Annotated in this window: 17 protein-coding genes and 2 tRNA genes; 7 read left to right on the top strand and 12 right to left on the bottom strand. The window is 72.8% G+C overall.

All coding sequences use genetic code 11. The features are described 5' to 3' along the window. Positions 1 to 165 precede the first annotated feature (165 nt). Positions 166 to 534 carry an HGxxPAAW family protein gene (locus ABT137_RS11865; RefSeq protein ID WP_351706319.1) on the bottom strand — a complete coding sequence of 123 codons (369 nt, stop codon included), beginning with the start codon at positions 532 to 534 and terminating at the stop codon, positions 166 to 168. A gap of 143 nt (positions 535 to 677) precedes the next feature. On the opposite strand from ABT137_RS11865, the gene ABT137_RS11860 reads away from it, so the two are divergent. Next, positions 678 to 1169 (top strand): MarR family winged helix-turn-helix transcriptional regulator, encoded by a 492-nt coding sequence (locus ABT137_RS11860; protein WP_351706316.1) that lies wholly within the window; start codon positions 678 to 680, stop codon positions 1167 to 1169. 107 nt (positions 1170 to 1276) lie between these two features. Here the strand turns inward: ABT137_RS11860 and ABT137_RS11855 are convergent, their stop codons facing one another. Then, positions 1277 to 1597 carry a GYD domain-containing protein gene (locus ABT137_RS11855; protein ID WP_351706313.1) on the bottom strand — a complete coding sequence of 107 codons (321 nt, stop codon included), beginning with the start codon at positions 1595 to 1597 and terminating at the stop codon, positions 1277 to 1279. Positions 1598 to 1921: 324 nt separating this feature from the next. Between ABT137_RS11855 and ABT137_RS11850 the strand changes: the two genes are divergently transcribed. After that, the gene (locus tag ABT137_RS11850) at positions 1922 to 3973 is read left to right on the top strand and encodes a PA14 domain-containing protein (RefSeq protein ID WP_351706311.1); all 2052 of its coding nucleotides are present in this window, start codon (positions 1922 to 1924) and stop codon (positions 3971 to 3973) included. Positions 3974 to 4095: 122 nt separating this feature from the next. Here the strand turns inward: ABT137_RS11850 and ABT137_RS11845 are convergent. Together ABT137_RS11845 and ABT137_RS11840 are read right to left on the bottom strand one after the other, a co-directional pair. After that, positions 4096 to 4168: transfer RNA gene (locus tag ABT137_RS11845), tRNA-Arg, on the bottom strand. Between the two features lie 228 nt (positions 4169 to 4396). Next, positions 4397 to 4487, bottom strand: a tRNA-Ser gene (locus tag ABT137_RS11840). 169 nt (positions 4488 to 4656) lie between these two features. Between ABT137_RS11840 and ABT137_RS11835 the strand changes: the two genes are divergently transcribed. Beyond that, positions 4657 to 5088, top strand: coding sequence for an SSI family serine proteinase inhibitor (locus ABT137_RS11835; RefSeq protein ID WP_351706308.1), 432 nt, complete (start codon positions 4657 to 4659; stop codon positions 5086 to 5088). Positions 5089 to 5347: 259 nt separating this feature from the next. After that, positions 5348 to 9565: a response regulator gene (locus ABT137_RS11830; RefSeq protein ID WP_351706305.1), complete on the top strand. Its 4218-nt coding sequence runs from the start codon at positions 5348 to 5350 to the stop codon at positions 9563 to 9565. Positions 9566 to 9698: 133 nt separating this feature from the next. Here ABT137_RS11830 and ABT137_RS11825 read toward each other — a convergent pair whose 3' ends face one another. The 8 genes from ABT137_RS11825 to ABT137_RS11790 all read right to left on the bottom strand — a co-directional run bounded on the left by ABT137_RS11825 (position 9699) and on the right by ABT137_RS11790 (position 17501). Continuing rightward, on the bottom strand, positions 9699 to 11375 hold the full coding sequence (locus tag ABT137_RS11825) for a long-chain fatty acid--CoA ligase (RefSeq protein WP_351706302.1): 1677 nt from the start codon (positions 11373 to 11375) through the stop codon (positions 9699 to 9701). 153 nt (positions 11376 to 11528) lie between these two features. Further along, positions 11529 to 12101: a SigE family RNA polymerase sigma factor gene (locus ABT137_RS11820; protein ID WP_351706299.1), complete on the bottom strand. Its 573-nt coding sequence runs from the start codon at positions 12099 to 12101 to the stop codon at positions 11529 to 11531. A gap of 170 nt (positions 12102 to 12271) precedes the next feature. Further along, complete coding sequence (locus ABT137_RS11815) at positions 12272 to 13438, bottom strand: lipid-transfer protein (protein WP_351706296.1); 1167 nt, start codon at positions 13436 to 13438, stop codon at positions 12272 to 12274. Next, positions 13435 to 13884, bottom strand: coding sequence for a MaoC family dehydratase (locus tag ABT137_RS11810; protein WP_351706293.1), 450 nt, complete (start codon positions 13882 to 13884; stop codon positions 13435 to 13437). Before ABT137_RS11810 ends, ABT137_RS11815 begins: the two co-directional genes overlap by 4 nt. Then, entirely contained in the window at positions 13874 to 14905 is a 1032-nt protein-coding gene (locus tag ABT137_RS11805; RefSeq protein WP_351706290.1) for an acyl-CoA dehydrogenase family protein, read from the bottom strand. Before ABT137_RS11805 ends, ABT137_RS11810 begins: the two co-directional genes overlap by 11 nt. Position 14906: 1 nt before the next feature. After that, positions 14907 to 15842 (bottom strand): bifunctional MaoC family dehydratase N-terminal/OB-fold nucleic acid binding domain-containing protein, encoded by a 936-nt coding sequence (locus ABT137_RS11800; protein WP_351706287.1) that lies wholly within the window; start codon positions 15840 to 15842, stop codon positions 14907 to 14909. After that, a complete protein-coding gene (locus ABT137_RS11795; protein WP_351706284.1) occupies positions 15826 to 16995 on the bottom strand; it encodes an acyl-CoA dehydrogenase family protein in 1170 nt (389 codons plus the stop codon). The genes ABT137_RS11800 and ABT137_RS11795 overlap by 17 nt, the downstream gene beginning before the upstream one ends. Before the next feature lie 188 nt (positions 16996 to 17183). Then, positions 17184 to 17501, bottom strand: a complete 318-nt coding sequence (locus ABT137_RS11790) for a hypothetical protein (protein WP_351706281.1) — start codon at positions 17499 to 17501, stop codon at positions 17184 to 17186. Positions 17502 to 17862: 361 nt separating this feature from the next. Between ABT137_RS11790 and ABT137_RS11785 the strand changes: the two genes are divergently transcribed. The 3 genes from ABT137_RS11785 (at position 17863) to ABT137_RS11775 (ending at position 21769) form a co-directional block, all read left to right on the top strand. Further along, positions 17863 to 18738, top strand: coding sequence for a bifunctional DNA primase/polymerase (locus ABT137_RS11785; protein ID WP_351706278.1), 876 nt, complete (start codon positions 17863 to 17865; stop codon positions 18736 to 18738). Positions 18739 to 18791: 53 nt separating this feature from the next. Continuing rightward, entirely contained in the window at positions 18792 to 19235 is a 444-nt protein-coding gene (locus ABT137_RS11780) for a hypothetical protein (RefSeq protein WP_351706275.1), read from the top strand. Positions 19236 to 19348: 113 nt separating this feature from the next. Then, a complete protein-coding gene (locus tag ABT137_RS11775) occupies positions 19349 to 21769 on the top strand; it encodes a glycoside hydrolase family 3 C-terminal domain-containing protein (protein ID WP_351706272.1) in 2421 nt (806 codons plus the stop codon). The last annotated feature ends 32 nt before the right edge of the window (positions 21770 to 21801 follow it).

The following is a 21801-nucleotide window of genomic DNA, read 5'->3' as shown; positions in this document are numbered from 1 at the left end:
GCCGACGGCGGCCGGGGATCCTCAGGCCGGTTGGACAGGGAGGATCCCCAGGCCGGTTGGGCGGGGGGATCCCCAAGCCAGTCGGACAGGAGGGACCCCCAAGCCAGTCGGGCAGGAGGGACCCTCAGGCCGGTTGAGCGACGGGATCCTGAGCCCTCCTCCCGATCAGCCGCCGGCCTCCGCGGTCGCCGGCTCCGCCTCGCCGGTGACGGACACCGGCTGGAGCGCGGACGCGGTACGCCGTCCCCGGCCCGCCAGCCGGCACGAGACGCATCCGGGGTGGCCGTCGCGGGCGCCGGCGTCCCGCACCCGGAGGGGCCACTGCGCCCGGGGCCGCGGGCCCGGCGGCTTGCCCCACCCCGCGAGATGCAGATACCAGGTGACCAGGACGCTCACGGCACACACCGCGAGCCCCGCGATCAGGGCGGCGGCCGAGACCGTGCAGACGCCCAGTCCCAGCAGACCGCTTCCGACGGTCGCGATCGCGGTACCGGTCCACCCTGCCACCGTGTGGCCTTCGTCGTGCTGACTCACGTACCCGTCTCCCCCTCATAGGCAGCGGAAACACCCAGTCCGACGCGAGGGCGACTAGAATCCCTCACCGAGTGAGAAATTTACTCCCCATACCTCTCACGCGCTAAGGGAATCCGCGGATCTCCAGGGAAACGGGAACGACCATGCACGGCAAGCCGCGACCTCCCGCGGACCCGGCCCGGGCGCTGTCCGCCATGGACCACCTCATCGCGGCCCACGTGATCGGCCAGCAGGAACTGGCCCGGCGGCTCGGGGTGAACGTCACGGACCTCACGTGCTTCGCCTTCGTCCTGGAGGCGGGCGACGACCTGCTGACCGCGGGCGACCTGGCCGCCCGCGCCCACGTGACGACCGGCGCGGTGACGGGCATCCTCAACCGCCTGGAACGCGCGGGATACGTCACCCGCCGCCCCGACCCCGACGACCGCCGCCGGGTCCGCGTCGCCGCGGTCCCGGAAGCCGTCACCCGCGTCGAGGCGGTCTACGCGGGCCATTACGCCCGCCTCACCAACCTGTTCGCCGACTACACCCCCGACGAACTCGCCATCCTCACCGACTGGTTCACCCGCGCGACCACCCTCGCCCACGCATACCTGGAAAAGCTCAACAGGAGCGACCCGACGGAACCCTGCTGAGCCCGCACGAAGCCGTTCGCCGCCCAGAGCCGCCTCAGATTCCGGTCCAGGACGGCCCGGAGCCGGTCCACGTCCGGGACGTCCGCCGTCGCGGACGCCGTCTCGGCCTACGCGCCGGGAGGGCGGAAGGTGACCTGGCGGCGGGCGGCCTCGTCGATCTCGTCGAGAGTGAGGAGGGGCGTGGCCCGGGTGCGGAGCGCGCCGCTGGCCTTGACGCCGAGACTGACGGCGGCCATGGAGACCGCGTCGGGAAAGTCGAGGATGCACACGAAGTCGTCCTCTCCGAAGGAGAAATACATGGCCTCGACCGTCCCCCCGAGGCCGGCGACGACATCCTCGACGGCGGCGCGACGGCCGCTCCCGCCTTCCTTGAGCAAGCCCTTCGTGCCCTCGGGCGTGTAGGTGGCCTGGATGAGGAACTTCGGCATGGGGCGCTCCCTGCCCGTGATCTGTCCGGTGTGCAGAAGGGCCTTCCCGCCACTGCGCCGCAGGCCGACCGGCGAACGGCTGAATTCACTCGTAAGCCACATCGGCACGTGCGCGTGCCGCCTCGCCGGCTCACGGGGCTGTGCGGCGGATGGTCGACACCCGACTCCACGGCGGACAACCGCTTGAGGAGAAGAGAGGCGGCGGAATGAAGGCGTGACCATCGACGACGTCCGCAGGGCAACCCTGTCCCCGCCTCATGGGTCACACAGGCGCCACCTGTTTCACATGCTTCTCACAGGCCCGAAAGGGGCCCACTCCCTGTGATGACTCGTACCCGGCTGACCGTGCTGGCCGCGACGGCCGCGTTCGCCGCTACCGGCGGCCTGATCACGGCCTCCCCCGCCTCCGCGGCCGTCACCTGCGCCTCTCCCGTCTGGAAGGCGCAGTACTTCGGCAACTCCACCTTCAGCGGTACGCCGAAGCTGACCGCCTGCGACTCCGCCATCGCCGAGAACTATGGCTACGGCGACCCGCCCGGCGTCACGCTCCCCAAAGACAACTTCTCCGTCCGCTGGTCCCTCACCCGGGACTTCGGATCCGGCGGTCCCTTCCGGCTCTCCGCCGCCACGCAGGACGGCATGCGCGTCTACGTCGACGGTGTGCGGAAGATCGACCTGTGGAAGAACGTCTCCGCCACCGCCCGCAGGACCGTCGACCTGACCGTCCCGGCCGGCAAGCACACGCTGCGCGTGGACTACATCGCCTGGACCGGCACCGCCAACGCCGCGTTCACGTACGCTCCGCGCACCGAGGCCGCCGTCGACACGGTCAAGCCGCTCGCCCCGACCGGCTTCACCGCCGCCTACAACCGGGGCACCGGGAAGACCACCCTGCGCTGGGCCGCGAACAAGGAGATGGACCTCGCCGGTTACCGCGTCTACCGCCGGCTGAGCACCACCCAGTGGGCGAAGGTCAGCGGTTCGTCGCTGCTCACCTCGCCCTCCTTCGTGGACGCGACACCCGCCACGGGCCAGACCTTCCTGTACGAGGTCCGCGCCGTCGACAAGGCGGGCCGCGAGTCCGCCGGCAGCCTCGACGCCGCCGCCGTGACCGTGGACCGCACGGGGCCGGCGACGCCGACCGGCCTCACGGTCACCGGCGACGCCTGGTGGGCCACGCTGGCCTGGCAGGGGGTCGCCGACGCCGCGAAGTACGAGGTGTACGCCGCCTCCGCGGCCACCGGCCCGTTCACGCCGCTGGGCACGACGACCACGACGTCGTACCGCACCGGCGCACCCGTGAACACCGTCCGCCACTACCGGGTCCGCGCCCTCGACGCGCTCGGCAACCCGTCGGCGTACGCCGATGTCACCGGCGACGGCGTCGACCGGACGCCGCCGAAGTCCCCGACCTCGCTGGGCTCCGTGGTCCGCATCGGCGACACCGAGGTGTACTGGAAGCAGCCCGACGGCTTCGACGAGGACTTCGACAACGGCGGGACCTACCACGTCTACCGCTCGCCGGGCAGAACCCTCGACCCCGCCTCACTCACCCGGGTGACCTGCGCGGAGGAGAGCGATGAGACCAGCACCGGCGGCATCTGCCACGACCTGGACATGCCTGCGGGCACGTACGTGACGTACGCGGTCGCGGCAGTGGACCCGGCCGGCAACGAGTCGGCGCTCTCCGCCCCGCTCGTCGTCCGCACCGGCGACCGCGTCGCGCCCGGCCCGGTCACCGGCGTGCGGGCCACCCCGCGCGCCGACGGTGTGCTGCTGAGCTGGGCGGCCTCGGCCGACGACGACGTCGAGCGCTACGTGGTCTGGAACGGCGCCCGGCAGGCGGACGGCACGGTCAAGTGGCTCAGCTCCACCTCCTGCTGGGAGGGCACGAGCGACCCGCTTGCGGTGCTGTGCGGCGACCTGCCGGACGGCGAGACGTACGTGTACGCGGTCGTCGCCAAGGACCGCTGGGGCAATGCGCTGCCCCCGAGCGACCCGAAGGTCGCGACCCTCGATGCCACCGAGCTGGACGTCCGGCCGTCCGTGACGGTCACCCGGGACTGGGACCTCGGCAGCATGGGCTACGACACCCTGACCGGCGGCCCCGGCGTGAACGGGCCGCACATCAGCTGGGGGTGCGACAAGACGGCCGAGTGCGACACCGTCGCGGGCTACCGGATCAGGCGGTGGAACGCGGCCACGAAGGCGTACGAGCCGCTGCACGCCGGACTGCTGCCGGCGGATACCCACGCCTACACGGACACCACGGCCGTCCGGGGAACCACGTACTTCTACACGCTGGAGGCGGTACACGCCGACGGCAGCATCGCGGGCACCCACGTGTGGAACTGCGTCTTCCAGGACCGTGTCTAGCCGCCCCCTCCCCAAGCACGACACACCCACGCGGGCCGCCCCGGGACCGGCCCGCGCACCTGGCTGCTGTACACCCCCGAAACGCAAAAGGCCCCGGATCTCTCCGGGGCCTTTGACCTGTGTGCACTCGGCAGGATTCGAACCTGCAACCTTCTGATCCGTAGTCAGATGCTCTATCCGTTAAGCTACGAGTGCTTGTTCTTTGGTTTTTTGTCTTCGCTCCCGGCTCTTTCGGCCCGCTCGCGGCGACAGGAAGAACATTACATGACTGCCGCCGCCATGTGAAATCCGTTAGCCGCACCCCTTGTGAGCTGCGGAAACGCCGTATCTGGTGGTTCCGGGCGTCGCGTGGTGCGGGTGGCGGGGCCGTGAACGCGACTCAGGGAGCCCAGACCGAAACGGTTGGACTCCCTGAGTCAGGTGCGGAGGCGGAGGGATTTGAACCCTCGATGGGCTTTAAGGCCCAAACCGCATTAGCAGTGCGGCGCCATAGACCGGACTAGGCGACGCCTCCAGCACAGCCGCCCGCGTGAGCGCGAGTGGTGCGTGCAGATGATGACACAGTCGAGCGCGCTGTCACCAATCGACTCCCACGGTACTAGGCAGCCGGGCCGCAGGGCAAAGCCCTTCCCTCCGGCGGGGGCGCCGCGCAACGTCCGGGCGGGGCGCGCGTTGGGCAGGGCATGTCGCACTTCGCCGTGCGGGGCGCCCTCGGGGCCGTCGCCGCCGTCCTCGGGTCCGCCCCCGCCCTGCCCGCCTCCGCCGCCGTCGCGGCCGACCACCTCACCGTCACCGTGCTGCACGCCGGGGACGGGCGGGACGGGACGTACGAGCTGTCCTGTCACCCCGGCGCCGGCAGCCATCCGGACGTGGGCGGGGCCTGCCTGGTGCTGGACCGGAACACCCGCTGGGGCCGGGACACCTTCGCGCCGGTCGCCCCGGGCACCGCCTGCACCATGATCTACGGCGGCCCGGCCACCGCCCATGTCACCGGGACCTGGGCCGGCCGCCCGGTCGACGCGACGTACGACCGCAGCAACGGCTGCGAGATCGGACGCTGGGACCGGATGGTGCCGCTGCTGCCGGATCTCGGCACCTCAGGTCGTCTCGGCTGACGGACGGACCTCGGCCCCCAATGGCGGGCACAGGCGTTTCACGGCCGCGACCCCGCTTCCGTAAAAGTCTCGCGAAGGTACGGCGGAGGTGAGGCGTGTCGGTCACATGTTCGCCGTCACTTCGTCGTGCGACCTCCCTCTCATCCGGCGTCGCGAGCGCAACCGGTGCCTTTAGACTCCCTCGCGTGACACGCCGCGGGCCGGTTGGCAAGATGGCCCGAGCGGTCGGCAAGGTGCGGTAACAGGGAGGAAGCGTCTCGTGAGCAGCAGGCCATCCCGAGGCGCTGCTCGCCTCGCAGCCATACTGGACGCGCTGCCGGATGCGTTGGTACTGGTCAACGCCAACGGCACCGTCGTCAACGCGAACACCATCGCCCTGGAGGCCTTCGAGGCCCCGGGCACCGCGCTGGTGGGACGCGGGCTGCTCGATCTGCTCCCGCAGTTCGACTCCCGGCTGATCCCGGGGTCGATGCGGCGGCCCGATCACATGGACCCGCGGGGGCGGACCAAGCCGACCCGGATGATCGCGCGGCGCACCGACGGGACCGAGTTCCCGGTCGAGGTCACCAGCGCCAACCTGGAGAACGGGCAGCAGGCGTACGACGGTTACGGCTACAGCGGCGACGAGCTGCTGATGCTCGTCGTCCGCGACCTGACCGGGACCGTCGACACCGAGGCCGAGCTGGCCCGCTCGCAGCGGCAGACCGAGATGATCCTGCGGGCCGCGAGCGAGGGTGTCGTAGGGACGGACACCGACGGGCGGATCGTCCTCGTGAACCCGGCCGCCGCTCAGATACTGGGGTACCGGGCCGGTGAGCTCGGCGGCAAGGAGCTGCACGACCTCGTGCTGCACTCGCGCGCCGACGGCTCCCCCTTCCCGTACGCCGAGTCGCCGCTCGCCGACACCCTGCGCTCCGGGCGCAAGCACCGGGTGCGCGGGCAGGTGCTGTGGGCCAAGGGCGACAAGAAGGTGCCGGTCGACCTGACGACCGCGCCGGTGCGCGACGGCGACCAGCTGGTCGGCGCGGTGATGACGTTCGCCGACCGGCGGCCGTACGACACCGTCGTCGACGAGAAGACGGCCCAGGAGAAGGCGCACGCCGACGAGCTGGAGCGGCTCTCCGAGGAGCACGCCTCCGACCTGACCGCGCTGCGCCAGAAGCACGTCACCGAGGTCGAGGAGCTGCTCGAACGGCACGCCGAGGAACTGGCGGCCGACGAGGACCGGTACGCGGCCCTCGGCGAGCGCGAGAAGGACCGGTACGAGGCTCTCTCCGGGCGTCACGAGCAGCTGCTGACGCTGCTCGCGCAGTCGCTGCGCGGCCCCCTCGACGAGTTGCGCCGGGAGCTCGCGGCACTCGCCGCCGACGACGCCGGGCAGCTGTGGCCCGAGGCCAACCAGGTGCTCCACCACCTCTCGGCCGGTTACTCGCGGATCACCCAGCTCATCGACAACGTGCTCGGCTATCAGCGGCTGGACGCGGGGTCGGAGGACATCAACCGCACGAAGGTCATGCTCGACGCCGTCGTCTCCGCCGGTGTGGACGGGGCGGTGGAGCTGATCGGGCCCGGGCGGGTGCAGTTCGCCGTGCACGCGCCGCCCATCGAGGCCGAGGTGGACCCGCAGCGGCTCGCCGTCGCCCTCGCGCATCTCATCGCGGACGTGGCAGGAGTCGACGCGACCGGCAACGCGCCCGTCTCCGCGGGCGGCTACATGGACAACACCGTCGTGGTCGCGGCGGCGCAGCGCGGCGAGGTCGTCCGTATCGAGGTGCGCGGGCCGTACGCCGGGGGAGACCCGGTGCACGAGCCGATCGTGCGCGGGATCGTGCGCGCCCACGGCGGGGTGCTGCAGACCCACGAGGTGCCGGGCATGAGCGGCAGCGCGTTCGTGCTGGAGGTGCCGATCGGGGGCGGCGCCGGTGCGGTGCCCCCGCCGGCCGGTACCGAGGTGGCCGTCATCCCGGCCGCCGACGAGACCGGTGCCGGTGGGCGGCGGCGGGCCCGGCGGTCCTCCGTGGACGCCTTCCTGGAGAGCGACGTGCCCGGCGAGGCGGGCGGCGAGGGCGAGGCCCCGGCCGCACCGACCGGGCGGCGACGCCGGCGCACCGCCGAGGCGGCGGGCCCGGAGAGCGGGCCCGCGGCCATCGAGAGCGCGGAGCCGGCGTCCGGCGGTACCGGACGGCGGCGCGGACGCCCGGCCGACGCCGGCGGAGACCCGGGGGTCGCCGAGGGCGCCGTGGTGACGGCGGCCGAGCAGGGTGCCGGGGCGGCCGCCTCGGGTACGGGACTGGGCGGCACCGTTCCGCCGCAGGGCGTGCCCGTGCCGGCGTCGGGGCGGCGCGCCCGGCGTGAGCCCGACGAGCGGCAGGCGCTGCCGCCCGCGCTGCCCTCGGCGCCGTCCGAGCAGGCGGCCGCGCCGGCAGCCGAGCCGGTGTTCGACGAGAGCCAGTCCGGCGGGCGGCGACGACGTGCGCTGGCCGCCGCGGCCGAGCGGGCGGAGCAGCAGCAGGCGGGGCCCCGCCCGGTCTTCGCGCTGCCGCCCGCCGAGGCCGACCGCACCCCCGAGCAGCCGGTCCACGCGATGGAGGCGGCGGGCGACGAGGGCCGGCACGACGCCGTGGCGCACGACCAGGCCGAGGACCACACCCCGCCGCAGCCGCACCCCACCAACGCGCCGACCGGCCGTCGGCGGCGGGCGGTCGGCCAGCCGCAGGCCGAGAACACCCCGGCGGCCGCGGCGGTACCGACGGTGCCCGCGCAGGCGGCCGCTCCCGGACAGCCGCCGGTGCAACCGGTGCAGCCACAGGGCGTCCCCGTCCAGGCCGGGCAGCCGCAGAGCATCCCGGCGCAGGCCGGGCCGACGGCGGCCCAGGTCGCCGCCCCGGCCGGTATCCCCGTCGCCCCGGCGGCAGGGACCCCCGTCGCCCCGGCGGCCGCTGGGCAGCGGCCCCTGCCGGCGGGCCAGGGCCAGCCCGGTCTTCCGGTCCCGCAAGCGTTGCCGGGTGCTGCCGTACCGGCGCAGGCATCGCCGCAGAACCAGCCACCACCGCAGCCGCCGGGTGCTGCTCCGGTGGCCCCCGGGCAGGCCGCCCCGGCCGCTGACGCCGTCCCGGCTCCCGCGCGGCCGCTTCCGCTTCCGCTTCCGGCGGAGGCCGCGCCGGTGGCGCCCGTACCGCAGCAGTGGCCGGGCGCCGACGACGCCCCCGCCGCCGCCCAACCGGCGCGTGCCGCCCAGCCGTTGCCCGCCGAGGCGGCTGCGACGACTCCGGCACCGGCACGGATCGACCCGGACTCCACGCAGGGCCGGGCGTTCAGTGTGCGGACGCTGGGCCAGGGGGTGCCGTTCTCGCGGCAGGCCGCGCAGGTGCAGCAGCCGACGCCGACCCCGCCCCCGCACCAGCCGAACGGCAACGGACGGCGCCGCAAGCTGGGCACGCGCCCCGACCCGGGTGCCGCCGCCGAGCAGCCGGGGGCCGAACAGTCCGCGCAGTCCGGGCAATCCCCGCAGTCCGCCCGTCCGCATCCGCCGGCCGAGCAGCCGGTCGCCGCCCAGCCGCTGCCGCAGCCGTCACTGCCGCAGCCCTCACTGGCCGGGCAGTCCCGGCTGGTGGGGGCCACCGAGGGCGGTGGACGGTCGTACGCGATAGGCGCACCGGACGTGAACGCCGCCGAGGGCCCGGAGCCGCTGGACGGTCCGGGCGGGGCGGTCGAGGTCGCGGACCCGCCGCGCCCGCAGCCGATGGACGACGAACTGCCCCCGGAGCCGCTGGACAACCCGCGCCGGCTGCTGGTGTGGCCCGCGCCGGACGTCACCACGCAGCAGGCGCTGAGCGACCGCGGCTACCGGCCGGTGATCGTGCACTCGCGTGAGGAGGTCGACGCACAGATCGCCGCGTTCCCGGCGGCGCTGTTCGTGGACCCGCTGACCGGGCCGATCACCCGGACCGCGCTGCAGTCGCTGCGGCAGGCGGCGGTGGCGGCCGAGGTGCCGGTGATGGTCACGGCCGGGCTGGGACAGGCGACGCGCGAGGCGGCGTACGGCGCCGATCCCGCCGTACTGCTCAAGGCGCTCGCGCCCCGGGACAGCGAGCAGCATCCGCCGCGGGTGCTGCTCATCGAGGAGCACGCGGAGATCGCGCTCGCCCTGACCTCGACGCTGGAGCGGCGCGGGATGCAGGTGGCGCGGGCGGCGAGCGACGCGGACGCGGTGACGCTGGCCGGGCAGCTGCGGCCGAACCTGGTGGTGATGGACCTGATGCAGGTGCACCGCCGCCAGGCCGGGATCATCGACTGGCTGCGGGCGAACGGGCAGCTGAACCGGACGCCGCTGGTCGTCTACACGGCGGCCGTCGACCAGGCCGACCTGCCGAGGCTGGCGTCCGGGGAGACGGTGCTGTTCCTGGCGGAGCGGTCGACGAGCAACGAGGTGCAGAGCCGGATCGTGGACCTGCTGTCCCGGATCGGGACGAACTGAATCCAGGAAGCGCCGTGGGGGAACTGCGGACCTTCGGCCGCGGGTTGAGCGTGGCTGGTCGCGCAGTTCCTCCCCCGGCCTTCGGCCGGGGGTACCCCCAGCGCCCCTGACGGGGCGCTTCCGTGCGGGGCGCCTACAGGCTGGTGACGTCCAGCTCGCCCTCGGCGTACCGCTTCCTGAGCACCTTCTTGTCGAACTTGCCGACGCTGGTCTTCGGCACCGCCGCGATCACCGTCCAGCGCTCGGGGAGCTGCCACTTGGCGATCTTGCCCTCCTCGGCGAGGAAGATGCGCAGGGCCTCGAAGGTGGCCGTGGAACCCTCGCGCAGGACGACCGTGGCCAGCGGGCGCTCGCCCCACTTCTCGTCCGGTACGGCCACCACCGCGGCCTCGGCGACGTCCGGGTGGGACATCAGCGCGTTCTCCAGCTCCACCGAGGAGATCCACTCGCCGCCGGACTTGATGACGTCCTTCGCGCGGTCGGTGAGGGTGAGGAAGCCGTCGGGGGAGATGGTGCCGACGTCGCCGGTCTTCAGCCAGCCGTCCTCGCTGAACTTGTCCTCGGGACGCAGGGGTTCGGCGTCGGGGCCGTTGTAGTAGGCGCCCGCGATCCAGGGGCCGCGCACCTCCAGCTCGCCCGCCGACTCGCCGTCCCAGGGGAGGCGTTCGCCGCCGGGGCCGCTGAGCCGGGCCTCGACACTGGCCGGGAACCGGCCCTGGGTGAGGCGGTACGCGAACTCCTCCGCGGTGCCGACCGCGTGGGCCGGCGGGCGGGCGATCGTGCCGAGCGGCGAGGTCTCGGTCATGCCCCAGGCGTGACAGACCCGCATGCCCAGCTTGTCGAAGGCCGTCATGAGGGAGGGCGGGCAGGCGGCACCGCCGATGGTGACCTGGGTGAGGGAGGAGACGTCCCGGGGGCGGGCGGTGAGCTCGCCGAGCAGGCCCTGCCAGATGGTGGGGACCGCGGCCGCGTGCGTGGGGCGCTCGCGCTCGATCATCTCGGCGAGCGGGCCGGGCTGCAGGAAGCGGTCCGGCATCAGCAGGTTGACGCCGGTCATGAAGGTGGCGTGCGGCAGACCCCAGGCGTTGACGTGGAACTGCGGCACGACGACCAGGGAGATGTCCTGGTCGGTCAGGCCCATCGACTGGGCCATGTTGACCTGCATGGAGTGCAGGTAGATCGAACGGTGGCTGTACACCACGCCCTTGGGGTCGCCGGTGGTGCCGGAGGTGTAGCACATGGCGGCGGCCCGGCGTTCGTCGAGCTCCGGCCAGTCGTAGCCGGTCGGCTTGCCGGCGATGAGCTCCTCGTACTCGTGTACGGCCACGGTCGCGCCGTCGAGGAGCGAACGGTCGCCCGGGCCGGAGACCACGATGTGCTCGACGGTCGGCAGCTTGGACAGCAGGGGCGCGATCATCGGGATCAGCGAGCCGTTGACGAGGACGACCTTGTCCGCCGCGTGGTTGACGATCCAGACCAGCTGCTCGGCGGGCAGGCGGAGGTTGAGGGTGTGCAGGACCGCGCCCATGGAGGGGATCGCGAAGTACGCCTCGGTGTGTTCCGCGTTGTTCCACATCAAGGTGGCCACACGGTCGTCGCCCCGGACCCCGAGGTCGTCCCGCAGGGCGTGCGCCAGCTGGGCGGCGCGGTCGCCGATCTCGGCGAAGCTGCGGCGGTGCGGCTCGCCCTCGCCGGTCCAGGTGATCACCTGTGATGCGCCGTGAACCCTCGACCCGTGGGTCAGGATCCTTGAGATCAGCAGCGGTACGTCCTGCATGGTGCTCAGCACGGCGTCCTCCCGGGGCGACATTGCCTACTCGGTGGTAAAGGGGCTGCGCTGATTCTGCTCACATACCGGGCGGTATGTCACTAGGAGAAAGCCAACAAAGCCTGTTCGGATGCTTCGAACACCCCGGTCGCCCCGGTCGCCCCGGACGCCCCGCCGGCTCGTCGGCTCGGGCCGCTAGCGGGCGAGGTCCAGCTCGGGGTCCTCGCGCAGCTTGCCCAGCGCACGCGACACGGCCGACTTCACCGTGCCCACCGAGACCCCGAGCACCTCGGCCGTCTGCACCTCGCTCAGGTCCTCGTAGTACCGCAGCACCACCATCGCCCGCTGCCGCGCCGGGAGTTTCATGATCGCCCGCCACATCGCGTCGTGCAGCGCCTGCCGTTCGGCCGGGTCGCCCTCGCCGGGCACCGGCTCGGGCTCCGGCATCTCGTCGCAGACGAACTCGTCGACCCGGCGCTTGCGCCACTGCGAGGTCCGTGTGTTGAGCAGCGCCCGGCGCACATAGCCGTCGAGGGCCCGGTGATCCTCGATCCGCTCCCAGGCCACGTACGTCTTGGCGAGCGCGGTCTGGAGGAGGTCCTCGGCATCGCTCGGGTTCGCGGTCAGCGACCGGGCGGTGCGCAGCAGCACGGGCTGGCGGGCCCTGACGTACGACGCGAACGACGGGTAGGAGGGGCGGGCGTAGGGGCGGGTCTGCCTCGCCGAGACAGTGGCGTCCGAAGCGCTGGTGCAGACGGGTGTGGTCATGGCTCCACGCTATGAGCGAGCGGTGTCACGGCGGATCGGCCGCAGGTCCCGAAGCCGAGTCCCCCTCAGGTTGTAGGGGTGGGGCTGCCTACACCTCCTGAAGGTGGAGTACGGGCGCGGAACTCCTGCGGGTTTACCCCTGAGGGGGGAGGACACCGGGGGACGCGACCTCACCCGTCCGAGGTCAGGACCAGCCCGGACGTCGGTACGCCCGTGCCCGCCGTCACCAGGACCCGGCCCGCCCCCGGTATCGGGTTCACGGCGGTGCCGCGCAGCTGGCGCACCCCCTCCGCCACCCCGTTCATCCCGTGCAGGTAGGCCTCCCCGAGCTGGCCCCCGTGCGTGTTCAGCGGTAGCCGCGCCTCGGCCACGAAGTCCGCTGCCTCCCCCTGCCCGCAGAACCCGAACTCCTCCAGCTGCATCAGCACGAACGGGGTGAAGTGGTCGTACAGGATGCCCACGTCGATGTCGGCCGGGGCCAGTCCGCTGGTGCGCCAGAGCTGGCGGGCCACCACGCCCATCTCCGGCAGCCCGGTCAGGTCGTCCCGGTAGAAGCTGGTCATCTGCTCCTGGGCCCGGCCGGCACCCTGCGCGGCCGCCGCGATCACGGCCGGCGGATGCGGCAGGTCGCGCGCCCGCTCCACCGACGTGACGACGAGGGCCTGTCCGCCGTCCGTCTCCTGGCAGCAGTCCAGGAGACGGAGCGGCTCGACGATCCAGCGGGAGGCGGCATGGTCCGCGAGGGTGATGGGGCGACCGTGGAAGTAGGCGGCCGGGTTGGTCGCCGCGTACCTGCGGTCGGTCACCGCCACGTGCCCGAACGCCTCCGGGGTCAGCCCGTACGTGTGCAGGTAGCGCTGGGCCGCCATCGCCACCCAGGACGCCGGGGTGAGCAGCCCGAACGGCAGCACCCAGCCGAGCGCCGCCCCCTCCGCCGACGGCTCCCGGTGCTGCACGCCCGAGCCGAAGCGGCGGCCCGATCTCTCGTTGAAGGCGCGGTAGCAGACCACCACCTCGGCGACCCCGGCCGCGATCGCCAGCGCCGCCTGCTGGACGGTCGCGCAGGCCGCGCCGCCGCCGTAGTGGACGCGGGAGAAGAAGGACAGCTCGCCGATCCCGCAGGCCTGCGCCACGGTGATCTCCGGGCTGGTGTCCATCGTGAACGTCACCATCCCGTCCACGTCCGCCGGGGACAGCCCCGCGTCGTCCAGCGCGGCCCGCACCGCCTCCGCCGCCAGCCGCAGCTCGCTGCGCCCCGAGTCCTTGGAGAACTCGGTGGCCCCGATGCCGACGACCGCCGCCCGCCCGCCGAGCGAGTCCCGGCCCCGCACGCTCATGAGTCCGCCTCGTCGGTGACGGTGACGGTCACCAGGCGCCCGGTGAGTTCGACGGTCACCGTGCCGGTCACGTGGTTGCCGATGCTGTTGGCGCCGACCACCCGGATCGTCGCCCTGCGCGTCTCGTCGTCCAGCTCCTCGATCCTGCCGGTCAACACCATGCTGTCCCCGGGGTAGTTGGGCGCGCCGAGCCGGATGGCGACCTTGCGGAGCTCTGCCGTCGGGCCGAAGTAGTCGGTGATGTACCGGCCGACCAGGCCGTTCGTCGTCAGGATGTTCATGAAGATGTCCGGCGAGCCCTTCTGCCGGGCCAGTTCGGCGTCGTGGTGCACGTCCTGGTAGTCCCGGGACGCGATCGCCCCGGCCACGATCAGCGTCCGCGTGATCGGGATCTCCAGCGGCGGCAGCTCGGTGCCCACGCCCGGCCGGGTCGTCTCAACTCCCACTCGCGATCAACTCCCCCAGTTCCTGGAGCACTTCGCTCCCGCTGCCCAGATACGCGTCCAGTTGCCGGCCCCACAGGAAGTGCCGGTGCACGGGATGGCCGAGGTCGGCGCCGGTCCCGCCGTGCAGGTGCTGGCCCGTGTGCACGACCCGCTGCCCGGCCTCGGACGCCCACCAGGCCGCGGTCAGCGCCTGCGCGGCGTACGGCAGTCCGGCGTCCCGCCGCCAGGCCGCCTCGTACGCCGTCACCCGTATCGCCTCGGTGTCCATGTGGGCGTCGGCGGCGCGGAGCTGGACGCCCTGCCGGGTGGCGAGCGGGCGCCCGAACTGCTCGCGGGTGTTGGTGTGGGCCACGGCCCGGGCGAGGGAGCCCGCGCAGACGCCCGCCTGGAGACCGGCGAAGGCGGTACGGGCGGTGGCCAGGACGTCGGGGCAGGCGTCCTCGCCGCCCAGGATCTCGGCGGGAGCCTCGTCGAGCGTGAGCCGCCCCGCCGACCAGGGCGCGGTCAGCTCGACCTCCTCGACACCGGTGCCGGTGCCCTCGCCGAGCGGCACCAGCCACAGCCGCCGGCCGGCGTCCGCGACCAGGACATGGGTGGCGTCCCGCAGCCACGGGACGACGGGGACGGTGCCGCTCAGCCCGCCCCGCGCGGAGGGCCGTACCCCCTGCTGGGCGGGGAACGCCCCGGTCACCACCACCGACCCGTCCCCGATCCCCGGCAGCAGCCGCGCCCGCTGTTCGTCCGTGCCGTGCGCGGCGATCGCCAGCTGTCCGTACACACAGCTCGCCGCGTACGGCACCTGGGCGGTGGTGCGCCCCTGTTCCTCCAGGAGGAGCACCAGACCCAGCAGGCCCAGCTCCGCCACCGCGGCCACCAGTCCCGCCCCGCACAGCGCCTTCCACAGCTCCGGGTCGCTGCCGGTGCCGGCCGCCCGCAGCCGCTCGTGGGTGGCGAGGTCGGCGAAGATCCTGGCGGCCAGGTCACGGGCCTCGGCCTGGGCCTCGGTGGGCGTGAAGTCCATGTCAGGCCTCCCCGCCGGGAGCGCCGAGCGCGTCGACGACCCGGAAGACGGGCAGGGTCATGGCCCCGCCCTCGTCGTCGTACCGGCGGAACTCCACCCGTACCGGCAGCCCGATCCGCACCTTGTCGTACGGCACCCCCACCACGTTGCTCACCATCCGCACGCCCTCGGTGAGCTCGATCAGGCCGACCGCGTACGGAGGGTCGAAGGCCGGGAAGGCCGGGTGGTGCATCACGACGTACGAGCAGACCGTGCCCTCGCCGGACGACTCGACCGTGTCCCAGTCGAGGGAGCCGCAGGTGTTGCAGCCCGGCAGCCAGGGGTGACGCAGGGTGCCGCAGTCCGCGCACCGCTGGACGAGGAGGCGCTCCTCGGCCACGCCCTCCCAGAAGCCGGTGTTGTCCCGGTTGACCACCGGGCGGGGGCGCGGTGGAGCCTTGGCCGGCTTCCTCGCGGGCGCGTACTTGAGGACGCGGAGGCGGTGGACGCCCACCAGCTCCTCGCCGACCCGGATGTCCGTCCGCGTGGTGACGAAGTAGCCCGTGCCCAGCTTCGTCGTCTTACGCCCGGACACCGACTCGATCACCGTGTCGAAGACCAGTTCGTCGCCCGGCCGCAGCGGGCGCAGGTACTCCTGCTCGCAGTCGGTGGCGACGATCGAGACACAGCCCGCCTCGTCGAGCAGGGCGGACATCTCGTCGTACGCGCCGGTGCGTGCCGTGTTCCCGGAGAGGCCGCCCATCGTCCAGGCCTGGAGCATGGTGGGCGGGGCGATCGCGTCCGGCCCCTCGTAGGCCGGGTTCGTGTCGCCCATCGCCTCGCACCAGTGCCGGATCATGGGCAGGTTGACCGGGTCCTTGCCGGTGCCCGCCCGGGAGGCCGGCTGCCCCTCGTACGCCTTGAGCCGCGCCCCCAGCTCGTCAGTCCCCACGGCCACGGCCACCCCTCCGCATCCCGAGCCGCATCGTCGCGACGATCTCCCGCTGCACCTCGCTCACCCCGCCCCCGAACGTGTTGATCTGCGCCGCCCTGTTGAGCCGCTCCAGCTCGCCGTCCCCGAACACCCCCGGCGAGCCGGACCGGACCAATGCCGCCTCGCCGACGATCTCCTGACACATGCGATACGTCGCGACTGCCGATTCCGTTCCCGCGAACTTCACCCCGCTGGCCTCCGCGGGGGCCACCCGGCCCGCCCCCGCATCCCCCACCAGACGCCAGCTGAGCAGGCGGTTCGCCGCCAGCCGGGCATGCGCCTCAGCCAGCCGAAAACGAATCCACGGCTCGTCAACACGGCGCCGTCCGGTCACCGGATCGGGGGTGCGGGCGGCGGTGAGCGCCGCCGCGTAGAAGTCCTCGGCCTGCATGCCGGTCGCGGCGAGGGCGACCCGCTCGTGGTTGAGCTGGTTGGTGATGAGCGACCAGCCGTCGTGTTCGGTGCCGACGAGGTTGCCGGCGGGGACGCGGACCCCGTCGTAGTACGTCGCCGTCGTGATCTGGCCGCCCACCGTCTCGATCGGCGTCCAGGAGAACCCGGGCGCGTCCGTGGGGACCAGCAGGATCGAGATGCCGCGGTGCCTGGGCGCCCCGGGGTCGGTGCGGCAGGCCAGCCAGATCCAGTCGGCGTGCTGGGCGCCCGAGGTGAAGATCTTCTGCCCGTCGATCCGCCAGCCGTCGCCGTCCCGTACCGCCCGGGTGCTCAGGGCGGCCAGGTCGGTGCCGGCGGAGGGTTCGCTGTAGCCGATGGCGAAGACGAGTTCGCCGCGGAGGATGCCGGGCAGGAAGCGGGCCTTCTGCTCCGCGCTGCCGTACTTCATGAGCGTCGGCCCGACCGTGTTCAGGGTGACCATCGAGACGGGGGCGCCGGCCCGGTACGCCTCGTCGAAGAACACGAACTGTTCGTCGGCGCCCCGCCCTTGACCGCCGTACTCGACGGGCCAGCCGAGACCGAGCAGGCCGTCCGCGCCGATGCGGCGCAGCAGGGCACGGCGCTCGGCGGGGTCCTCGGGGGCGGGGGACGGGACCAAGGACCCGAAGTAGGCGCGGAGTTCGGCACGCAGCCGCTGCTGGCGTTCGGTGGGAGCCAGATGCATGGTTTCTGACTGTCCGTCAGATATGGCTCGCTGTCAAGGTCGAGAGGGGTCGGCGGAGGGGGCCGCCGAATCGGCAGAGGGGGGCCACAGAAGGAGTCGGAAACGCCTGCGCGGCGGTGCCGAAGCACCGCCGCGCGGACGCACTGCCCATCCCCACAGACCACACCCCACCAGGGCTCAGGCGGGGCTTACCACAGCTGGGTGAAGTGGACGGCGACGTTGTCGTTGCCCTGCTGGATCGCGGTCCACACCGAGCCGTTGACCTGAGCGGTGTTGCTCTGGTTCGAGGCGCCGTGGCCCACCGCGTTCTGCTGGGTGGTGGAGGAGTTGCCGTTGTTGTCGTGACCGACCCCGCTGCCGATGATGCCGGCCGTGCCGACGTTGGCGCTCGATCCGTTGTCCGCGATCGCACCGTTGTCCGCGGCCGCGACACCGGTGAAGAGGGCTGCGGCGAGCGGAAGGGCGGAGACGGCGGCGAGAACGCGGGCGGTACGGATGCTTGCCATGTTGTTTCCTCTCAGAGCCCGGCTGTGCCGGAAGTACGTCAAGTAAGGCTTTTTCCGGGGCAGTTGGCCGACCGCCTCGGTGGGTGTCATCGACGTCGCGAGACCAGAGTTGCCCACCGAATCCCCGGCGAACCACCCCGGAAGCCCTCATTCGCCCTCAAGCGTGATGACAAGTCGATAAACCCCTTTCACCATCTTTGATCCACTCCCGCCCCAGTCGTGACCAGTCAGGACATCAGCACCCATCAGGCCCCCCAAGGGAAAAACCGTTCCGGCCCCGATCCAGGACCAAGTCGCCGCCCTCGGCGTGTCACACCGGCACCCCCTTCCCTTTTTCGAACATACGTACGAACATGGATGCATGGCCACCACCGATCGGCAGGCCACGACGCTGGCCCTCGCACACGCCCTGTCAGCCGCCGAGCGCGGCCTGGCCGTCATCCCCCTGTCCCGCACGAAACTCCCGGCTCTGCGCTCCCCGCACCGCCACGACCCCGAACCCGCGCTGCCGCCCTGCCACGGCGAGTGCGGCCGCCCCGGCCACGGGGTGTACGACGCCACCACCGACCCGTCCCGCATCCGCGACCTGTTCGCCGCGGCGCCCTGGGCGACCGGCTACGGCATCGCCTGCGGGCTGCCCCCGCACCGCCTCATCGGCGTCGACCTCGACGTGAAGTGCGGTACGGACTCCACGGCCGCCCTGCGCGAACTGGCCCTGCGGCACCTGTTCACCATCCCGCCGACGGTCGTCGTCCTCACCCCGAGCGGCGGCCGCCACCTCTGGCTGACCGGACCGCCGGACGCCGTCGTCCCCAACTCGGCCGGCCGGCTCGCCCCCGGCATCGACATCCGGGGCGCCGGCGGCTACCTGGTCGGCCCCGGCTCCCGCACCGACCACGGCGTCTACGCCACCGCCCCGGGCACCGAGCACCTGGTCCCCGCGCCCTGTCCCCCGTCCCTCCTGCGCCTCCTGCTCCCGCCGCCGCGTCCGCCCCACCCCGCGACCCACCCCTCGGTCGGCAACCGGGGCCAGGGCCTGGTCCAGTTCGTCCTCTCCGCCCACGAGGGCCAGCGCAACACCCGCCTCTTCTGGGCGGCCTGCCGCGCCTACGAGAACGGCATCGGACGGGCCCTGCGGGCTCCGCTGATCGACGCGGCGGTCCACACCGGCCTGACGGAACAGGAGGCCCGCGCGACCATCGCATCGGCGGCCCGCATGACCGGCCGCCGGCCTTGAGAAGCCCTGAAAATCGAACGCACCCAGCTGCCCGCCCGCCTAACCTGCCCCTCATGACCCTGACCCGTGTCGTCCTCGCCTCCGGCCGCACGGTCGGCCTCTCCCACCTCCGGCTCTCGTCGACGTACGACGGGCTGCTGGAGGGCTATCCGCACCAGGCCCTCAACGACCGCCGCGTCAAACGCCTGGTGGCCGCGGCCACCGCCGAGTACCCCCGCACCCCGACCCATCTGGTCCCGCCCCCGCGCGAACACCCCGACGACGGCCGCGCCGGCCGCACCCGCCCCTTCGGCCCGGTGGAGATCCTCCCGCCGGTCGCCTGCATCGGCCTGTTCGAATCCGCACCCGTCGCCCCGGACAACGACCCGGTCCTGCACGGCTCGTCCCTCACGATCGTCTGGTTCCAGGCCACACCTCAGCCGCCGTCGGGCCACGACGCGGACCAGGGGCTGCGGGAGGTGGCCTGGGAAGAGTTGGCGGAGGACTACGAGATCTGAGGGTCTGATCTCTGCGCTCTGCGACTTGGGGCTGCCGAGGCAGCTACGAAAGATGCGCGGACGCAGACTTTCGGGAACTGATCCGGGCGGGGCCGGCTCGCCATGCTGGCGGTATGGATCAGGCGAAGATTTCCCGGCGTGCGCTGGTGGGCGCCGCCACCGCTGCCGCCGCCGCTGCCGCCGTGACGACCGGGGCAACCCCGGCTCCGGCCGCGGCCCCGGCTGCACGGGAGACGTCGGACCGCCGACGGTCAGGCGGCTCGGCCTCCCGTCGCGTCGAAGCCCTGCTGGCCCGTATGACGTCGGCCGACAAGATCGCCCAGTTGAACATCCCGGTCTGCCTCCCGCAGGAGCTGCTCGGCGATTCCACGGACCCGACCGGCACCGCGGAGCACCGGGAGGCGTACGTGCGCGGCCGGACCGTGGTCGGTACGGGGGCCGGGCAGCTGCGGCTGGGCCCGGGCGGCGGTTTCTTCGGCCTGGTCAACCAGACCCTGTCCGGTTCCGTCGAGGTGCCGCATCCGCTCACGCCGCGTGAGCAGGCCGAACAGCACAACCGGCTGCAGCGCCTCGCCCGTGACACCGCACTCGGCATTCCGCTGCTGCAGATCAGCGAGGGCACGCACGGTTCCGTGGGCCCCGGCTCGACGATCTTCCCGGAGGGGCTGGCGCTCGGCGCGACCTTCGACCCGGAACTGATCGGCCAGGTGTACGCGGCGGTGGCCCGGGAGGCCCGCGCGGTGGGGATCCACGCGCTGAGCACCATCACCGCGGAGCTGAACCGCGACCCGCGCTACGGACGGGGGATCTGGGCGTTCAGCGAGGACCCGTATCTGACGGCCGCCATGGTCGGTGCGGTGGTGCCGGCCATGCAGGGCGCCGACAACGACCTCACGTCCGACGAGTCGGTGGTCACGTCCCTGGTCACCTTCCCCATGGAGTCCCCCAACGTCGGCGGCCTGGAGACCAGTTCGATCGAGATCGGTGAACGCGCCTTCCGCCAGACCCACCTGGAGCCGTGGCGGGTGGGCTTCGCGGAGGCCGGGGCGCTGATGACCGAGGCGAGCGAGCAGACCATCGACGGGCTGGTCGTCCACGGCTCACGCGCGTACCTCACCGACCTCCTGCGGGACGAACTCCGCTTCGACGGCGTGGTGATCGGCAACGACCTGCGCAGCCTGATCCGGGAACACGTGGCGGGCACGGCGCAGGAGGCGGCGGGGCTCGGGCTGCGCGCCGGGGTCGACATCAGCCTGGCCTGGGACGAGATCTACCTCGACCAGCTGGCCGCGGCCGTACGGGAGGGACGGGTCGAGGAGGCGCTGCTCGACCGTGCCGTACGACGCGTCCTGACCCTGAAGGAACGCCTGGGCCTGTTCGAGGACCCGTACGTCGACGCCGCCCGGGCGGAACGGGTGGTCAACTCCGCACCGCACCAGGCCCTGGCGCTGCGCGCCGCACGCGAGTCGACGGTGCTGCTGAAGAACGAGGGCGGGCTGCTGCCGCTGGCCGCCGACCGGGTCCGTACGGTGGCGCTGATCGGCCCCGACGCCGACGACGAGCTCAATCTCCTCGGCGAGTACAACGCCTACCCCGCACTGCACGAGACCCCTTCGATCCGCGAGGCGTTGACCCGCCTGCTCGGCGACCGGGTCCAGGTCCGGTACGCGCGCGGCTGCGACGTCACCGGCACGGACACCTCCGGCTTCGACGCCGCGCGGGCGGCGGCGAAGGACGCGGACGTCGCGGTGGTGGTCGTGGGCGAGCAGACCAAGGGCGGCTACTTCTCGCCGGACCGTACCGACGGCGAGCTCAAGGACACCGCGTCCCTCGCCCTGACCGGCGTACAGCAGCAGCTCCTCGAAGAGGTCCACGCCACCGGTACGCCGACCGTCGCCGTGGTGGTCACCGGCCGCGCCCTGGCCCTGCCGTGGGCCACGGCTCACCTGCCGGCGCTGCTGATCGCCTGGCTGCCCGGCGAGGCGGGCGGCCGAGCGGTGGCGGAGGTGCTGTTCGGGGAGACCGAGCCGACCGGCCGCCTCCCCGTCACCTTCCCCCGCGCCGTCGGCCAGCTGCCCCTGACCTACGACCAGAAGCACGCCCGGGCCGACGCGGACGCGTACATCGACATGCCGTCCACGCCTCTGCACGCGTTCGGTTCGGGCCGCGGTTACACGACCTTCCGGCACAGCGGTATCCGGCTGGACGACACGCACATCACGCGGGACGGCCGAACCCGCCTCCACGTCGACATCACGAACACGGGCGAGAGGGACGGCACCGAGGTCGTACAGCTGTATGTCACCGACGACCGGGCGAGCGTCTCCCTGCCGCGTATCCGGCTGCGGGGCGTGGCCAAGAGGCGGGTGGCGGCGGGAGAACGGGTCACGGTGTCGTTCCCCGTGACGGCCGCCCGGGACCTCACCCTCGTCGACGAGCGGCTGCGCACCGTGGTGGAGCCGGGGACGTTCACCCTCAGCGTCGGCAGCGCCTCGGACCGCCTGCACCGGCGCATCTCCCTGACCGTGTCCTGACCAGCCCGTCCCGACCCGACCCGACCACCATT

The sequence above is a fragment of the Streptomyces sp. NPDC001980 genome (genome assembly GCF_040296885.1).
Lineage (GTDB): Bacteria > Actinomycetota > Actinomycetes > Streptomycetales > Streptomycetaceae > Streptomyces.
This window is presented reverse-complemented; position numbering and strand designations above follow the sequence as displayed.